Origin of the sequence: Solimonas soli DSM 21787, from assembly GCF_000474945.1 — a bacterium.
Taxonomy (GTDB): Bacteria; Pseudomonadota; Gammaproteobacteria; order Nevskiales; family Nevskiaceae; genus Solimonas; species Solimonas soli.
This window is the reverse complement of the sequence record NZ_KI440837.1, coordinates 226,881-243,034: the sequence shown is the minus strand read 5'-3', so window position 1 is coordinate 243,034 and position 16,154 is coordinate 226,881. Positions and strand designations below refer to the sequence as shown.

The following is a 16,154-nucleotide window of genomic DNA, read 5'->3' as shown; positions in this document are numbered from 1 at the left end:
GCGCGGTGGGCGACAGTGTGGGGATTCAGGCCGCATTCGTGCCGGCGGGGCGGCGCGCGCGTGCCAGCAGGCTGCTGCCCAGCCACTGGAAAAAGTTGCGGCTGCCGCGCAGGCCGTGGCGCGCGACGGCGAGCAGCGCATGCAGGGGGCGATCGAGATCCTGGCGCTCGCGCCACTGCATCCAGGCGTCGGCGCGGCCGAACAGCGCCTGCACCAGCGCGCTTTCCTGGGCGATGGTCATTTCGGCGATCCGCCCGGCGACGATGCCGCGGCCGACGCGCTTGACGTCGATGTCGATCCAGGTGTCGCTGCGGCTCGGCGTGAGCAGCACCTGCATGCGCTGGCCGACCTGCGGCGCGACGCCGTCCGGCAGCGTCAGCGCGACGCCGTTGTAGGAGACGTCGAGCGTGTTGGTCAGCCAGGCGCCGTCGTCCGGCGACAGGCGGATCGCCGCCTCGAGCTTGGTGCGCACGCGCACCGCCTCGCGCACCTGGCGCTTCTCGCTGGCCACCGCCAGCGCGCCGCCGGTGATCATCAGGTTGTACAGCGTCCAGCCGATGTTGAGGGCGACCGTGTCCGGATGCGGGTCATTGAGCAGCAGCCGCGTGAAGCCCACCGCCATGCCGACCAGGTTGAGCGAGAACAGCAGGTAGTACGGCTTGGCGATGTCCTTGTCGAAGTAGTCGCGGTCGACGATGCCGCCCTTGGCGGTGACGTTGAACTTGCCGAGCTTGGGATTCACGACGGCGAGCGCGGTCGGCACGATGATGAAGGTCGCCAGCACGGTCTCGTACAGCTCGGCCCAGAACGAATGGCGGAACGGTCCCTGCAGGCGGCTGTTGGTGATCGTGGCGAGGATCACGTGCGGCGCGGCGTAGGCGAGCACCATCCAGCCCTGCGCCTTGATGATGTCGGCGCCGAGCAGCAGATAGGCGAGCGGCGAGGTGAGGAAGATCAGGCGCGGCAGGCCGTAGAAGAAGTGCAGCATCGCGTTCATGTAGCAGATGCGCTGGCCGAACTTCAGGCCCTTCATCAGGAACGGGTTGTCGACGCGCATGATCTGCGCCATGCCGCGTGCCCAGCGGATGCGCTGGCCGACGTGCGCCGACAGCGATTCGGTGGCGAGGCCGGCCGCCTGCGGGATGTTGATGTACGCGCTGCGCCAGCCGCGCGAATGCATGCGCAGCGAGGTGTGCGCGTCCTCGGTGACGGTCTCGGTGGCGATGCCGCCGATCTCCTCCAGCGCCGTGCGCCGCAGCACCGCGCAGGAACCGCAGAAGAAGGAAGCGTCCCAGAAATCGTCGCCGTCCTGGATCAAGCCGTAGAACAGCTCGCCCTCGTTCGGCACCTTGCGGAAGGTGCTGAGGTTCTTCTCGAACGGGTCCGGCGAGAAGAAGTGGTGCGGCGTCTGCACCAGCGAGACTTTCGGGTCGACGATCATCGTGCCCATCGTCATCTGCAGGAACGAGCGCACCGGGATATGGTCGCAATCGAAGATGGCGACGAACTCGCCGCGCGTCTTCTTCAGCGCCGCGTTGATGTTGCCGGCCTTGGCGTGCTTGTTGTCGCCGCGGATCAGATGCGTGACGCCGACCGTTTCGCAGAACTGGCGGAACTCGTCGCGGCGGCCGTCGTCGAGCACGTAGATATTGAGCTTGTCGCGCGGCCAGTCGAGCGCCAGCGCCGCGAGCACGGTCGGCCGCACGACTTTCAGCGGCTCGTTGTAGGTGGGGATGAAGACGTCGACCGTCGGCCATTGCGACGGATCGGGCGGCAGCGGCACCGGCTTGCGGTGCAGCGGCCAGATGGTCTGGATGAAGCCGAGGATGAGGATCACGTAGGCGTAGAGCTCGGCGCCGATCAGGCCCGCCGCGAGGAACTGATCCCAGAGATTGAATTCGGGGCCGAGCGGCAGGGTCTCGGTCAGACGCCAGTACAGGTAGCGCGTGCTGGCGATGACCGACAGGCCCATCATCGCCAGCGCCCAGCGGTAGTCGCGCAGGCGACGCAGGACGTTGGCCGCGATCACCATGCCGACCGCCGTGTAGGTCTGCCAGAGCAGCGTGGCCGGCGCCGTGATCAGAGCATACGCCGGTACCAGCAAGAGCAAGACGACGACGATGAGGCTCAGGCGGCGCATGCGAGTCCTCCCTGGACCGGGCGATGGCGCATTCAGGAGCTTTGGCGCTTATCCGCCGGCGTCTGCGCCAGCGCTGCGAAGACCTCGGCCAGCGCGCGCTGCCGCAGGCGTGCGAGGCGCGGTTGCAGGATGACGCGCTGGCGCGGCGGCAGCTGCAGGTTCAGCTGCGGCACGGCGGCGCGCGCCGGAATGACCTGGCGGCGCAGACGCTCGAAGGTGAAGTTGAGCGGGCTCTCGTGGACCGCCGTCGTGACGGACGGCGAGGTGGTGTCGAGCGCCGTCGCGCGCGTGGCGGCGTTGCGCGGCGCGGCGGCGGGCGGCAGGGCCGGCGTCGGCGCCGCCGCCGACAGCGGTGGCACGCCGGCGGCGAGCCGCGCGTCCGGCGCCGGCTTGGCCGGCACCACCGCCGGGTCCGCCGGCAGCGTCACGGCCGGCTCCTGCGGTTTGCCGCCGGCGAGCCGCAGCTTCGCGGCGGTCGGCGCGGTGAATTCGCGGTACTGCAAATTGCCCAGCTGCAGATCCCTGAGCAGCTGCTGCACGTCGTCGTCGCCCGGCTTCTTGTCGCTCATCGGCTCAGGCTCCGAACACCGATTCGTGCGCGAAGCGCAGCCGATGCCGGTCGGGCGGCAGCGAGGCGTCTTCGATCTCGCGAACGTCGAGGCGATCGTCGGCGCCGAGCTGCGACATCCACTCGGCGTAGAGGCCTTCGAGCAGGCCGGGCGCCCAGTCCTCGGCCTGCGCGCCGAACCAGTTCACCAGGGGGGCGCAGCCGTGCACGAAGTCGACGGCGCCGGACACTTCCTCGATCTGCACCCAGCCGAGGTCGAGCGCCGCCAGCGTGCGGCCGGCGAACTGTTCGAAATCGGCGAGCGTGCGCAAACCGCTGGCGGAATGCTCGCGGGCGATGGCGCGGCCGGCGCGATACAGCAGCGTGCGCAGCACGGGCGCGGAAATCTGCGCCGCCAGTTCGTGGCCGAGCGCGCGCAGCAGCAACGGTGCCGCCGCCGCACGCGGCAGACGCTCAAAGTAATGCTGCGTCCTGTCGTCCACCCGAAGCTCGATTTTTCTTTTTGCTGCCTGATGCTGACTGATTGTCCTTATGTCTGCGCGCAGACGCAATCAAACGTTTTGTCTACACGCCTGGGCATTGCGCGCGTGGTGCGTTTGCTAAAGTGCGGCCTTTCCTCGCTCGCGTATCGACGATGACGCTTTTCTCGCAGTGGCGCCACGGATGGCTGGGCCCGGGCCTGATGGTCCTGGCCGCCTGTTCGTCCCAGAACGACAGCATCGATACGCCAGACGTGCGTCCGGTCAGCGTCGCCCCGGCCGGCATCTACGAGGGGACCTGGACGGCGGCCGGCGGCGCGCAGACGGCGGTCACCGCCTTCCTCGGCAAGGGCGAGAACACCGAGAAGATGATGGTGTTCGACGCCGACGGCGCACGGATCGCCTCCGGTGTCTACACCACGGTCGAGGCGGCGCGCAGCATCAGCTGGACGGCGCGCGTGTTCGAGCCGGTGACGACGACGGACGAGGACAGCGGCACGCAAACCACGACGACCGGCGTCACCACGCTGACCGGCCAGGGCGCCTACGCCGAGGAAGACAGCGTGCAGCTGAGCTTCACGCGCTCGACCGGCGGCACCGGCACGCTGGCGCTCAGCTACGACGCCGACGCCTATGAAACCCGTTCCGACGTGTCGCTGATCCAGGGCGACTGGGGCGTGCTCGACGCCTACGGCACGGCGACGACGCGGCTGAGCGTCGATGCCGGCGGCGGCTTCTCCGGCTCCAACGCCGACGGCTGCACGTACAACGGCAAGTTCGTGGTCATCGCCCAGCAGTACAACCTCTACCGCGTGACGCTGACCACGTCCTGCCCGGGCAGCAGTACGTCGGTCATCACCGACGGCCTCGCCAGCCTGCTGCCGGCGGCGGCCGGCGAGAGCTCGCCGACGCTGGTCGCCGTCGCGAATTCCGACAAGGCGGCGACCCTGCTGCGGCTCGAACCGCTCTGACGCGCGGCGCGTATCGCCGCAGCTGCACGAGCGCCGCCGGATTCGTATCCTGCGGCGTGGCCCTGCGCATCCGCGCACGCCGAGACAAGCCTCTCGATCCGTCATGACATGCCGCAAACCGCCCGCCGCCGTTCGCCACGCCTGGTTCAAGGCCCTGGGCACCGCCTTCCTGCGCCTCGTGCTGATCGTGCTGGCGACGCTCGCGGCCTATCTGCACCAGCACCACGCCGCCGACCTCGCGCAGCGCAAGTCGCTCAGCGCGGCGATCGACGAGCCCGATCTCGACCAGGATCGCAGCGAGTCGCTCGACATGGACAACGACGGCACGCCGGAACTCTGAGCGCCGGCTCGACCGAAGCGCCGCGTCGCTGCCGAGCGACCCGCGGCCGGCCGCGGCCCGCTGCGCATCGCCTACAATGCGCGCCATGCGCCCGTAGCTCAGTTTGGATAGAGCAACGGCCTTCTAAGCCGGCCCGGTGGCACCTGCAACCAGTTGATTTAATGGCAACTATTTGAATCTATTCGAAAGACAGGTTGCAGCAGGGGTGCGGGGAGGTGCGCGAAATTGCGGCAGTTGGCGGTGCGAGTGCAGATATAGTGCAGATGAATCGCGGAAAGGGCGCTGCGTAGGGAGCCTCCCCAAGTGCTGCGTGCTCCCGCCCTTTGAACCCGAGGCATCAGGGCCTGCGTGCATGGTCTCGGTAGTGAACCAGCACTTCCGGGTCAAACGTAGCCACACCGCTGTCGTTAATGCTGACCAGTTTGGCGTCGTAGAGCGCGTGGATGTCCTTGCGCAGGAGGAGGCCATCGGCACCGCTGTTGTGTCCACGCCTCCAGTCGCGGCCGTGGCGGTGGGCCGCGTCCAAGGCTTCAGAAATCGTACAGCCTGTGACGACGCAGGCGCCGTGATGGGCGAGGAAGACACGACGGCGGAAGGCCGCCTGATCCGGCCTTACGGCCGCCTTGGCGAAACGGGCCGCGCGTTCGGCAAGCGACCCGTTGCGTGTCGCGCCAGTGCTTGGCGGCGTCGTGGCAACTCCGCGGCTGGCGGCTGGTGCCCGCGCTGCGGATGATGACCAGAAGGCGTAGCAGTCCTCACGCTCCTCGACATCATCGCGGCGAAACTCCTTGAAGAACCCGGATGAGCACCGGCCCGTGTCTGCATCGACAATGAGCGAGGTGAGGATAGGCTCGCCGGCATCCAGACATTCATGGCCGATGCGGTCCATGGCATGCCGATGCTCCAAGGTGCGCAGGCCGAATGGAGCACGCGCTTCGCCATAGGTGACCGTTCCCCGGCGGCGCGCGACCTCGATTAGCCACTGACGAATAGCTGGGAGCTTGGCAACGTAGGGCGCCGCACTGGCCTTGAAGGGTTTCGTCCGCGTTCGCGCGATCGGAAACGGGCCGTCGCCGGGCACGAGACGATGACTCGCGGCGTGCTTCTTCAGGCGTCCGACGGGTACGTCTTCGCGAACCTCCGCCCAGATAGACCCATCGGGCCGGACCACGAGCGAAGTGATAGCGCGGACATTCTCCGCATCGTAGGACTGAATCGTACGCGGGTGGGCCTTGGTGTCTTTCGCCGTCGCAATGACGGTGTATCCGGCGAGCCCACCCGACCACAACGCGCGCAAGTGATCAATCCGTTCGCTCAAGCCCCACGAGGGCTTGGTTTCCCTCCAGGCCTTTGATCCCAGCACCTGTACGAAGTGGCCGCTCTCATCAAGATCATCGGCCCATGTTGTGAGCAACACACCGAAATCAGAGTGCGCGCCCCAAGACTGCCTAACAACGCGCAGGGGGAAGCCGAGCCGCACGAGGAACTTACTGATGTTCTCCATTCGGTTGTCATCCCTCCGGTTGCTTTACTTGGTTCCACCTGATCGCGGAATAGGTCGTAGCTTGTTGCTGCCGCCGGTCTTGATCGTGTGGTGGTAGGCTCAAGCCCTCTCGACATCAATCCCGTATCGGCGGACCCGAATCGCGTTGAGCTTGTTCTCTTTGCCGATCCGCAGCAGAGCTTCTTTGGTCTTCTGGGCAATCGTCTTTTGCTGCTCGGTCGCATTGGAAAACTGTCCAAACTGAATACACACCTTCACGTAGCTTGAAAGCCCTTCGTCGCGACCCACGCCCTTGAAGAACTCAAAGTAGTCATCGATGGAAGCAGCGACAAGCGTCTCTTCATCCTTCTGGCCCCATCCGTTCTTGCCAGCGATTCGTTTGATCACGTCTGCCAACGTGGGGCGTTCCTTCTGCTTAAAGAACTGCTCGTTGATTGCGCTTTTGAACGCCTCATCCTTCAGGTCACGACTGAACGGATTGTCGTCGAGGTTCAGGGCGCTGGGATTGAGCTTGGCATTGATATCAATCCAGTGGCTCACCAGTTTGTCGGCCACCGCGTCGTAACCAAGCTCTCTGAGCAACCGAATGGTACTGTCGGCATTGCCTACGCTGATCCACTGCGCGCCATCCGCGAATCGTCGTTCCATTGTTTGGATCAGCTCGGCCGTATTGTCCGCGAACGTGTCGTGGTACAGATTCCACGCATCGTCGAAAGCGCCCGCGGCTTGCGCCTTGACGGCCGCCTCGTGCGAACGGTCAAGCACCGTTGTCAATCGGTCAGCCACGACGAATCCGTTTTCCAGAAAGGCGCAGATCTCGCGATCGAGTTCGTCCGTGTTCCGATACCCATAGTCCGAGAGCAACTGCTGCCAGTCCTGCTCGTTTTGCGGCGCCTTCTTCTTGTCATCCATTAGATCGAGCCAATCCCCGTAGCCCAAGCCCTTTACAAACTCGTAGCCCGGCGTACCCTCCTCCTTGCTGTTGAATGTCCAAGTGAGCAACGTCGCGGAATGGACAAGCTGTTTCGTCAGAGATGCGTGCCGGCCCGTGAAGTGAGGTGACAGGGCGCTTACGGTTCTCCGTATTCGTTGAAGGATGCGGATGTTTGTGATGCCAAGCTTCTCCGAATACTCCGCCGCCAGCGCGCGATGCTCCCACTCCACCGGAAAAGCGAGGTTGGCGCATTCCGTCGCTGTCGGCACGAACTTGATATCGGTGTCGAATACTTTCTCGCGCAGCGCGAAATATTCGTCTTTGTCGACTGGAGCGAGGGCGTCCTCGTTCAAGATCACAATGACACGGCAGTTCCGTTGCTCGGTCAGAAGCGACACGAGGCCCAATACCTCCTTCAAGGGAAGGTCTACCCCACGGCGCTCAAGGTCGTCCAGGCAGATGACGTAGCCATGGACGGAAAGGAATGCCGCAGCTCGAATCATCGGGGCGTAATCGCGGACGATCGGAAGCGCATCGATTACGGAGAAATGCTTCCGCCCGGCATCCGCAATTTGTCCAGCAGACCTTTTCCACCACGGCTTTCTCGTGCGCGAGTTCTGGTTGACATGCACCGTACTCGCTGCATTGAGTAGCCACGTTTCCGACGATGCGCCCTCGACAACACGGTCTGCACCGACAGCGTTGTCGAAAACCGCTTGCTTCAACTCTGCAAGGCTCGCAATGCCGAATAGGGACACATATGAGTACGGGCCGGTTAGATGACCTGCTGCGGCATGGTCAGCGATGACCCGCTTCCAGAAGAAGGTTTTGCCGCGCCCCCAGTTCCCGGAAAGCGCAATCGCAGGTGCTTCAATCGAGCCGAGAAATCGTTCCAGAGCCTCACCAACGTCCTTCGTCGTCAATCAGTGCCTCCCGTCAGTCCCTGTTGGTTGCGGTCTGCAAATACGTGTGCGATGTGCCATTCGAGGAAAGGCGAGTGGGCGCCTTTCAAAGATGGTATGCACGCCGGCTGGTCGAGTCCTAGGACTTGAAGTGCCGTGGGAGAGAGGCGGCGAGATACCTCTACTCGCCCATTTGGGTGCACCGTGATCAGCCCCTTGTCGTAAGCAGCGTCCAGGTGCGCGACAAGAAGCAAACCGTTATAAACATCCAGACGCTCGGCATCCGTCGCGTCCTTCCACGGCTTGGCGTGGCTTGCGCGGAGCAGCTCTGGGACGTCGATGCCCGTAATCGCACATCGCCCGCTCCAGTATTCAAGCAAGCCCTTGCGAAACAACTCCTGTCCGCGTCGCTGGCGAACCAGCGCCTCGGCCTCGGTTCGTTCAATAACCGTGGGTGTCGCATGAAATTCGGCCAGCAGGGCGTCGGGAAGCGTGCGGTCTAGCACTCTCGCCCGCGCGAGGAGCGCGACCAGATCGGCGGCAGACGATACGACTCGTGCGCCTTGGGTCTCTCGGGGCAAATGCCCGCTCCACGTTGTGCCGAACTGCAGTTCTGCGAATACATCGTTCCGCGAAAGCGCCACGACAATGTTGGCGCTCTCAGCCCGCAGCCACGCGCGCAGCTGACGCCCAGGCAGGCGGAACTGGAGCCATCCCTCGCGTTCTCCGAGTTCTACGTCGAATCCGGCGTCGTGCGCAAGCTTGGAGAGGAGGATTGCCGAGATCACGGGACGCCCCGCGAGCTGCCGATCAGCTTTGAGAGCGCCGTCCAATCTTCTGCGACGGCGGTCCAGGAGTCCTGGAACAGAACCTGCGGGAATTGATTGTCGCCTTCGTCGAAGCGTGGGAAGAGGACCAGATTGCGGCCGCCCTTGCTCACGGCGCTTGGATAGAGCAATCCGTCCAGTGGGGAGTCGGGTTGGAACACAGACGCAAAATATTCGCAGACGATCTGCGACGGTACGTATTCGATGTGCTCAGCGCCATCCTTCTCTACGGGTCGCGAGATGGCCTGGACGAACTCAGCGAGGAACACGAGGAACTCCCGTTCCCGCAGTCGTTCGTAGTCGAAAATCGACGGAATCGCGGGGAGATCAATCAGGTTCAGGAGCCGAAGCGGTCGAGTTGTTCGGAAGTGCGCGAGGGCGAGCGAGCATGGCGGACCACGAACGATTTCGGCGGCGGCCGTCGCGGGTTCGAGCGCGAGATACAGGTAGCTGATACCGGGCGGGTTCATCCGCCCTGCAGCAGCCCTCCTGGACGGAGGCGCGCCCAAGTTCTCAGCGTCCATCGACCACGTGTTGCTGGGCGAACGCGCACGGACGCGGAACAGTGGAGTATCCGCATCCATCCCCTCAATCAGCTCAAGTTCAGAAACGACGGACGCAAGCTCCGGCATCAATCGCGACGGCTCGATGTCCTGCCCAAAGTCACGCTCAGTCGCGGTAAAGAAGTAGCGCTGCCTGTGCTTGACGTGATTCGAAAAGCGGTTCCAGCCGCCAATCAATTCCTGGTTCTTTTGCTCTGATGCCCAATGTCCTTGGCCCGCCTCAACCCACCCGTCGTTGAAGTGAGCGATTGCCGAGACAATGTCATCGAAGAGCTCATCGTTGCATTCGAGAGGGAGAGACATGAGAGCATCGGCAGTATCCGTCGGCTCAACGAGATAGCCGCCCTCGGCGCTCTCGTAAGGGACGCCGGCGCCGCCGGGCTCTGCGAAGTAGTGCGTCAGCGCGCCCATCACTGCGGGCATAATTTCCTCGACCGGAGCGGCGATCTCAGTGTCCGCTTGCTCACCACAGTAATCGCAGGTGCGGGAGGTGACGCCCCCTTCGATCAGTGCCTTCAGATACGGATCGGACACGCAATCGGGGCACACGTGTTTCTCGGGCGCGTCCCAGCCACGCTCCTGCGCCTCCATCCACGCTGCTTTTGCTCCGCCCATGCGTTTCCTATCTCTGCATACCGAAGGCGTTGGGGTCGCGCGTCATATCGGCAACGGCCTGCTTTCAGATCCGATCCGTGCCTTGAAGAGCAGGCCGTCGTCGCTTCGCGCATCGAGCGACAGCCGCACGTAGGGCTGAAACTGTTCGGGCGCCTCTGTGGAGGTCGTCACGACATACTGGCACGGAGCCGAGGGCGATTGAGGCGCCGCCGCAAGAAGCGCCCAGAAGACGGGCTCGCTCATCTCGGCCTCTCGTGGCGAGTCGTGCAGCAGAAAGCCGGGGTGATAGCTATCCGGATTGCTGCTGTCCAGAAGGCAGGCAAGATCGCCGGCCAAAGTCTCCAGCACACCGAAGGTCGTCGAGTGCATCGGACCGAGGTGGAACGGGTGCGGCTTGCTGTCGTCGAATACGCCCCACGTGAAGCTGGGGAGCTGCTTCGCCAGCGTTTCCATCGTTGCGTTTATGGCTGCCCGGCGCTGGGCGTAGGTCTGGCGTTCCTGTTCCGCTTTGCCCCTGAGGCGGTCAACTTCGTCCCGCAGCGAGCGAACGGTTGCCTGGCGCCCGGAAAGTTCTGGCCAGTCCGTTTTGCCGGACACAACGCCTTCGTAGAATTCGAAATCAACAATGGCCTCGTCCAGGCGTCGCTTCTCGGCGCGCGCCGTCAGTTCACGATCCTTGGCGCTCTCCAGGGCTTCTGCCACCTTGTTGATCTGTTCATCCAGCGATGACAGGGCGCGTTCGGCTGGCTGAAGTAACGTTTGCTGGGCGGCCAACGTGGCCTGCATAGTGACCTTCTCCTCCACCCGCTGGTGCATGCTGAGCCGGCTATCGAACTGGACCGCCCGGATGCGAGCCTGAACGTGGTTGCAGTCCCCGAACGGAATATTCCCCGGGCCGCACAGCGCAGACGACATGCTCTCCAGAGACTGGGGCTCGTTGCGTAGGCGTTCGATCTCCTTCGTGTTGCCGTCGATAGTGGCTTCGAGGCGAGCGACATAGTTCCTGCGCATGCCGATCTGCTGAGCCAGCGGCGTCCGCTCCGCCAAGATATCCGAACGTTTCGACTCTAGCCTCTTCTGCTCGTCGCGAGCCTTTTGAATGGCGTCCTCGTAGCCTGACACCCGCTGCTTCGCCAAGGCCAGCAGCGACGACCCGTCGAAGAGTGTCTTCGCCCTGAACGGCGAGGCCTCATTCGCGCCAAGAAGGGCGGCGAGTTGATGCTTGACGTGCGCCATGAGGTCTGCCGGGCGGCGCGACCACGCGGCCAGCTCCTGCTCGGCATTCCGCAGCTTGTCCTCGGCCTTCCGCAACTGGTCCAGGGTCGAAGCGTCTGTCAGCAGGCCCAGGGCGATGCGCATGACAAGCGCCGGCGATTGGGCCGGCAGGGTGAACCCGGTCCCCTCGGTTCGCCAGTGGTAGTAGCTCTGATACCGACTCCCCTGGTCCCGTGAGCACCAGGCGAGGACGTGCTGCCATTGGATTGGCTGATTAGAGCCGGGGAGCTGCTGAACCGGCAGGCTCTCGATGAGCGATTCGCGCAGAGCCGCCACATATTTGTCGTGCTCGTTCAGGACTTCATCGCGGGCCAGGTCTTTCCAGCTCGCACCAACGGCCGCGCGATAGTGCTTCTGGTGCCGCCACGGCTTGACGACAGTCCATGCCTGGCCGCCGACGTGCACCTTCGCCGCGACGGCACCATCCGGCATGGCCTGAAGCAGCTCATCGCGCAACGGCGAGCCTGCCGCCCACTGGGGATCGTCGAGCACAAACCGCAGCAACTGGCAGAACGCGGTCTTGCCGACCCCGTGTCCTGTGCTTCCTCTGATCGGAGGCGACAGGATGAGGTTGAGGCCCCGCTCTAGTGGAATCTCGCGAATTGGTTGTTCGGCCGTCAGCGAGTCCAGAATCCAGAGCGTCTCGACCCAGAGTCGCGGTCGCGTGCGAGCGGCGGGGGCGGAGGTTTGGACCATGGACGCTCGGTCACGCCCGCTTGGGAGCTGCGCCAGCGTTCTGACTGTCCGCTGTCGCGGGCTCGCGTTCGAGCGCTTCGAGCGCATCCTGCTCGGCGCGGCGAGCCTCAGTCAGAAGGCGTGCAAGCTGTTCCGTGCGGTTGTCCCCAAGAATCTGGGCCAGATTGCTCTGATCGTTGATGCTGATATCGGCGGTCGCCGATAGTCCCAGCTCGCTCCGAAGCCATTTGAGAACCAGGGGAAGGCGGTCCAGGCGCGCCTTCGACAGCCATTCCGTCTGCAAGGCAGCCAGACCTTGCGGAGGCGCAGCATTTGCCGTCAGCAGCAGGCGCAATGCGGACTCCGACATCGGGCCGTTGATGACTGCGGCGTCACAGATTACGCCGGCCAACCAGTCTTCCGCCTCGCAGCATGGGATGCCCGTAGGGGCGTAGCGCGAATATGGCGCAGTGCGGCGGGGAGCGACGCGCACCGGAATCGCTACTGGGCGCTCAGCCTCCAGTGAATCCCAGGCTTCAAGAACGAGGCGGCGGGTCCGGTATTCGCCGAACTGGCGGACTTCCTGGTCTCTCAGAGAGCGAAAGGTTTCTACTGTGGTGTCGCCCCCTAGCACGTCCTTGGGGTCCAGAATATAAGCAAGTTCGTTTCGGGTCAGTCCGTAGAGGTCTCGAGCGACCCGCGCGTCGATCTCTGCTGAAATTCGCCGCCTTTGATCCAGATCGGCGACAGGCGTGAGGTCAAAATCAGCCAAATGATGGTCCGCCTTTAGGAGTTCAAGGAAGGCGGCCATTTCCGGTCCGGCGCACGACAGTCGAGCACCCAACGCAGCGATCCTGGCCGTTTCGTTCTGTCGTGATGCGACCCGTGGAAATGGAAGCGTATCCATCAAAGACAGCGACATGGTGAGGGCTATCTTCATCCTCACGAGAAAATCCATCGCCAAGCTGTTCGCCACAGCGAGCCATAAGACGCAGTAGGAAGGCTCGCTATTAGGAAAGGAGATCGTTGGCACCTTGTGGCCACAGATCGTGTTGGGCGGTATTAATGCCGCCATAAGGGCTCTTTGATTTGTCGCGTTTCCCACGTCACAAAATCCGATCCGATACTCCCTTATCCGAGATTCGCACTTGTCGGGAATATGCTCGGCTGCGATATACCACTGAGGCCGGATTGCTTTCCCTAGATGTCCGAACGGCATCTCCTCCCACACGACATTTCGACCGTGTCCGGAGACGTAACCCTTGGCCCTATAGTCATGATGAGTGACCATGCTGCCCTGAAAGAGAGGGAGTCCAGCCGCATCCGCTTCGAAAAGGTCATTGTCGTTTCCCATATCAACCTCACGCATATAGTCGCGATACGGGAGTCCGTTCAGCCTAGTTCCGAAATGTGGGAACGACGCATACATCTTTCGGCATATGTCGATCTCGAACTGGTTTGAGAACTCCATGACCGTCTGCGCTTCCGGCGAGAACTCCTTGAGCAACGACACGTCAACGAGAAGGAGTTGGCTTAGCGCCGCCGCGAGTTCGCCAGGATTGCGAATCGAGAATGCGGCTCCAAACTGTCTCGATGCCCCGCCCTTGCGCGCAACATAGAGCGCAAACTTCGTGCGGGAATCGATTGCGTTGAACCAAACCTTTCGGTGATTCTCAAAACCAAGGAGCGCCTGGACCTCGAACGAATCAAACAGCGATTTGCGAATACCGGCAGCGTTAGCCCCGTTGTAGAAGTTCTCAGGGACAACCTGGGCGGCGTAGCCGCCGGGTCGGCATGCGTCCATTGCCAGTTCGACGAACTGCCGGTAGACGTTGAAGTCTCCTTTGCCGAGGTTCCCCTCCGCGTATCGCGTGTAGCGACCGCCTTCCTTCATGAACAGGACTGCTGCGTAGAGTGCGCGGCAGTGTTCGTACCACTCGCGCGCAACCGCGGGTACTTCCAACTGATGACCAATTGCCGCTTCCTGCTCCTCAGGCGTCATGCCAGCGATGCCAGGGACGTAGGATGAGAAATATTCTTTCGCGTCTGGGCTCATGGTCTCCCAAGGCGGATTACCAAACACAACGTCGAAACCGCCCTTTGCGAACACCTGAGGAAAGGTCAGTGGCCAGTGAAGGACGCTCGCTTTCCTGCAGGCTTCCTGTGCCGCAAGGATCATTTCGCGTCCCAGTTCGCTCTCTCCATGGCCTTGCATGAGGTGAACGAGGTCCGAGCTGGTGGGCACCAGTGATTGCGTAGCAGCCGTCTTGGGCATCAGATGCGCTGCGACGTAAAGGTCCGCCGCCAGCGCTAGGGGCGAGCCAAGTGCCTGCTGTCGGATTTCGCTGAACCGCTTTTTCTTCGCAGCCACGTCACCCAGCGTCTCATCGCCTGCAGCGTCGAGCTGACCAAACGCCTCGGCAAGCGTAGGCGCCCGAAATTCAAGCTCCCGCTGCTGGCGACTGGCAGCAAATACGCGCTGACCAGCCTTGTTCCTCTTCTTTAAGACTGAGCAGATATCGGGGTCGTCTCCGAGCAAGGGCTTGTATGCCCCTTGGGGAACTCCGTCCTTCAGCACCGAAAAGTTCAACAGGCCCAATAGACCATCCCCAAGCGCCAAGTGCGAATCGAGGAAGGACAGTGGCGACTCCGGCGTCATGGCCTCCAGCCAGAGAGCGATCTTTGCAAGTTCCAGCGCCATGGGATTGCGGTCAACACCAAATAGGCAATGCGATACCACGTCGCGCAGTGCCTTCCGGTGTTCTGCCGCTCCAGGCTGTCCCTGCGCTCGAATCCTCGCCAGGTGAGCTGCGAGTCGTCGAGCGGCAGCGAGCAGAAAGTGTCCGCTGCCTACTGCGGGATCAACAACGGTGATCGACAGCAAAGCCGAGGCTTCATCCTGAGGGCGTTCGGACAGCCGTCGTGCAATGACAGGTTCAAGCGCGTAATCAAGCAGCACCTGAACCAGGCTGTCCGGTGTGTAATAGCTACCAGAGAGCTTCCGTGCACTACCTCTGGACTCGCTTTCGCTCGCAAACCGGAACGTCTGAGCGCCTTCTCCGATCTGCGGGCGCAATTCCAGCAAACTCTCATAAACGCTACCCAGTTCCTCCGGCCCCATGTCGCGCCAGTTGACGCGCTCGGTGGCGCCGTCGCGCGCGATCCATGCAAGCGCCCAGAGCGAAGCGACCAGATGCCGGTTCTGAAGCTGGGCAGCGTCCAGGACAGGGGTTTGCTCGGTCGCGAACAGGCCGCCCAGCGCAGGAAGCGCGAGGCGCGGTTCGCCGCCAGCCAGGCCACGGAACGCGACCGTAAGCGAGGCGTAGAGATCACGATGTGTGTCGTGGGCACTGTGCCGAATGGCGCGTTCGCGCAGCCGGCGCAGGCTGTAGCCGCGCTCGTAAAGCGCTTGAGCTTTGGCATCGCTGCCGGGAGGGTGCAGCAGTCCGCGTTCCTCGACCGTGAGCAGGAAGATCAGACGGTAGACAAGACGCAGGAGCTGCTGGAAGTAGGCTGTAGGCGTTAGGGTGCCGGCCACCAGTGCGGCGCGCAGCTCCGCATTCGATGCCTCGCTGAGAAAACCCTGGCCCAGCTCCAGGAGCGCACGCTCGACACCCTTGCGCAGTTCGTCGCGCGCGCGCGTGCCGGCCTGCTGGCCAGCCTCTCGCCAGGCTTCCAGAGCACAGTCGGTCGGAGAGCTGTCTGCGGCGCCGAAGCGGCTGACGTGGATCGTGAGCCACAACGCGGAGAAGTCCGCAAAGCGCTCTTCGGTGAAGATACGCTCCAAGTCCGCCTCCAGCCACGCCGGGCGAGTCAGGCTGGCGTTGTCCCGCACAAGGCGGAGCCTCGTGCCGTTGCAGACCAAGCCCCATAAGGATTGGTCGGCGGCATTCAGGTATTCCTGCAATAGACTGAAGGGACTGCGGCGACGGCCTGCTTCGCCGAAACGCTGCTGCCCTTCATCCAGCCCTTCGGTATGCGCAGCAACGAGGACCGGAATGCGATGCAGCGCGTGCGAGATCGGGAAGCTGCGCTCGCCAATCGCTCGGGCCGAAGCCTGCTTGGTGAGCCCCGCGAACGCGAACGCTTCCAGCAGCGCCACGACGAACTTCTCTGTCGCCGCTGCGCCTCCCGACGCAGCGCTGCGGCTGGCCTGGAACTTGATCCAGAGCGCCTGGGCGATACGCCAAGCACGGGCAATCTCGTCGCGCAGATTCAGGCCGGCCGGAATGCCGTAGTCATCGGGCTTCTGGTGGGGTGCTTCTAGGTGGGCGACCTTGGCGAGCCACTCCGCGTTGAAGAGGCCGCCCTCCAGCGTGAGGGCGTCGTAGGCGAGCTGGGTGAGTTTGCGTCTGGCCATG

The 16,154-nt window shown here is 63.3% G+C and carries 11 protein-coding genes; 2 read left to right on the top strand and 9 right to left on the bottom strand.

Annotated features, from left to right (window positions below):
- Nucleotides 1–25: 25 nt before the first annotated feature.
- Genes bcsA through bcsD form a run of 3 tightly spaced genes read right to left on the bottom strand, consistent with a single transcriptional unit; the run spans nucleotide 26 to nucleotide 3,190 of the window.
- Nucleotides 26–2,140 (bottom strand): UDP-forming cellulose synthase catalytic subunit, encoded by a 2,115-nt coding sequence (bcsA, locus tag K344_RS22065; protein WP_043114705.1) that lies wholly within the window; start codon nucleotides 2,138–2,140, stop codon nucleotides 26–28.
- A 32-nt stretch (nucleotides 2,141–2,172) separates the two neighbouring features.
- Nucleotides 2,173–2,709 carry a hypothetical protein gene (locus K344_RS0115745; protein ID WP_028081473.1) on the bottom strand — a complete coding sequence of 179 codons (537 nt, stop codon included), beginning with the start codon at nucleotides 2,707–2,709 and terminating at the stop codon, nucleotides 2,173–2,175.
- 4 nt (nucleotides 2,710–2,713) lie between these two features.
- A complete protein-coding gene (bcsD, locus tag K344_RS0115740) occupies nucleotides 2,714–3,190 on the bottom strand; it encodes a cellulose biosynthesis protein BcsD (RefSeq protein WP_028081472.1) in 477 nt (158 codons plus the stop codon).
- 152 nt (nucleotides 3,191–3,342) lie between these two features.
- On the opposite strand from bcsD, the gene K344_RS0115735 reads away from it, so the two are divergent.
- Together K344_RS0115735 and K344_RS0115730 are read left to right on the top strand one after the other, a co-directional pair.
- On the top strand, nucleotides 3,343–4,158 hold the full coding sequence (locus K344_RS0115735) for a hypothetical protein (RefSeq protein WP_028081471.1): 816 nt from the start codon (nucleotides 3,343–3,345) through the stop codon (nucleotides 4,156–4,158).
- A 103-nt stretch (nucleotides 4,159–4,261) separates the two neighbouring features.
- Nucleotides 4,262–4,498 carry a hypothetical protein gene (locus K344_RS0115730; RefSeq protein WP_028081470.1) on the top strand — a complete coding sequence of 79 codons (237 nt, stop codon included), beginning with the start codon at nucleotides 4,262–4,264 and terminating at the stop codon, nucleotides 4,496–4,498.
- Between the two features lie 337 nt (nucleotides 4,499–4,835).
- On the opposite strand, the gene K344_RS0115725 is transcribed toward K344_RS0115730, so the two are convergent.
- The 6 genes from K344_RS0115725 to K344_RS22060 all read right to left on the bottom strand — a co-directional run bounded on the left by K344_RS0115725 (nucleotide 4,836) and on the right by K344_RS22060 (nucleotide 16,153).
- Nucleotides 4,836–6,002, bottom strand: coding sequence for an HNH endonuclease signature motif containing protein (locus K344_RS0115725; RefSeq protein WP_028081469.1), 1,167 nt, complete (start codon nucleotides 6,000–6,002; stop codon nucleotides 4,836–4,838).
- Nucleotides 6,003–6,101: 99 nt separating this feature from the next.
- Nucleotides 6,102–7,859: a hypothetical protein gene (locus K344_RS0115720; RefSeq protein ID WP_157623014.1), complete on the bottom strand. Its 1,758-nt coding sequence runs from the start codon at nucleotides 7,857–7,859 to the stop codon at nucleotides 6,102–6,104.
- The gene (locus tag K344_RS23610) at nucleotides 7,856–8,626 is read right to left on the bottom strand and encodes an HNH endonuclease (RefSeq protein WP_157623012.1); all 771 of its coding nucleotides are present in this window, start codon (nucleotides 8,624–8,626) and stop codon (nucleotides 7,856–7,858) included. The genes K344_RS0115720 and K344_RS23610 overlap by 4 nt, the downstream gene beginning before the upstream one ends.
- A complete protein-coding gene (locus K344_RS0115715; protein ID WP_084197519.1) occupies nucleotides 8,623–9,843 on the bottom strand; it encodes a HEPN-associated N-terminal domain-containing protein in 1,221 nt (406 codons plus the stop codon). Before K344_RS0115715 ends, K344_RS23610 begins: the two co-directional genes overlap by 4 nt.
- Before the next feature lie 42 nt (nucleotides 9,844–9,885).
- Nucleotides 9,886–11,814, bottom strand: coding sequence for a coiled-coil domain-containing protein (locus K344_RS0115710; protein ID WP_043114703.1), 1,929 nt, complete (start codon nucleotides 11,812–11,814; stop codon nucleotides 9,886–9,888).
- Between the two features lie 10 nt (nucleotides 11,815–11,824).
- Nucleotides 11,825–16,153 carry an Eco57I restriction-modification methylase domain-containing protein gene (locus K344_RS22060; RefSeq protein ID WP_051362299.1) on the bottom strand — a complete coding sequence of 1,443 codons (4,329 nt, stop codon included), beginning with the start codon at nucleotides 16,151–16,153 and terminating at the stop codon, nucleotides 11,825–11,827.
- Nucleotide 16,154 lies beyond the last annotated feature (1 nt).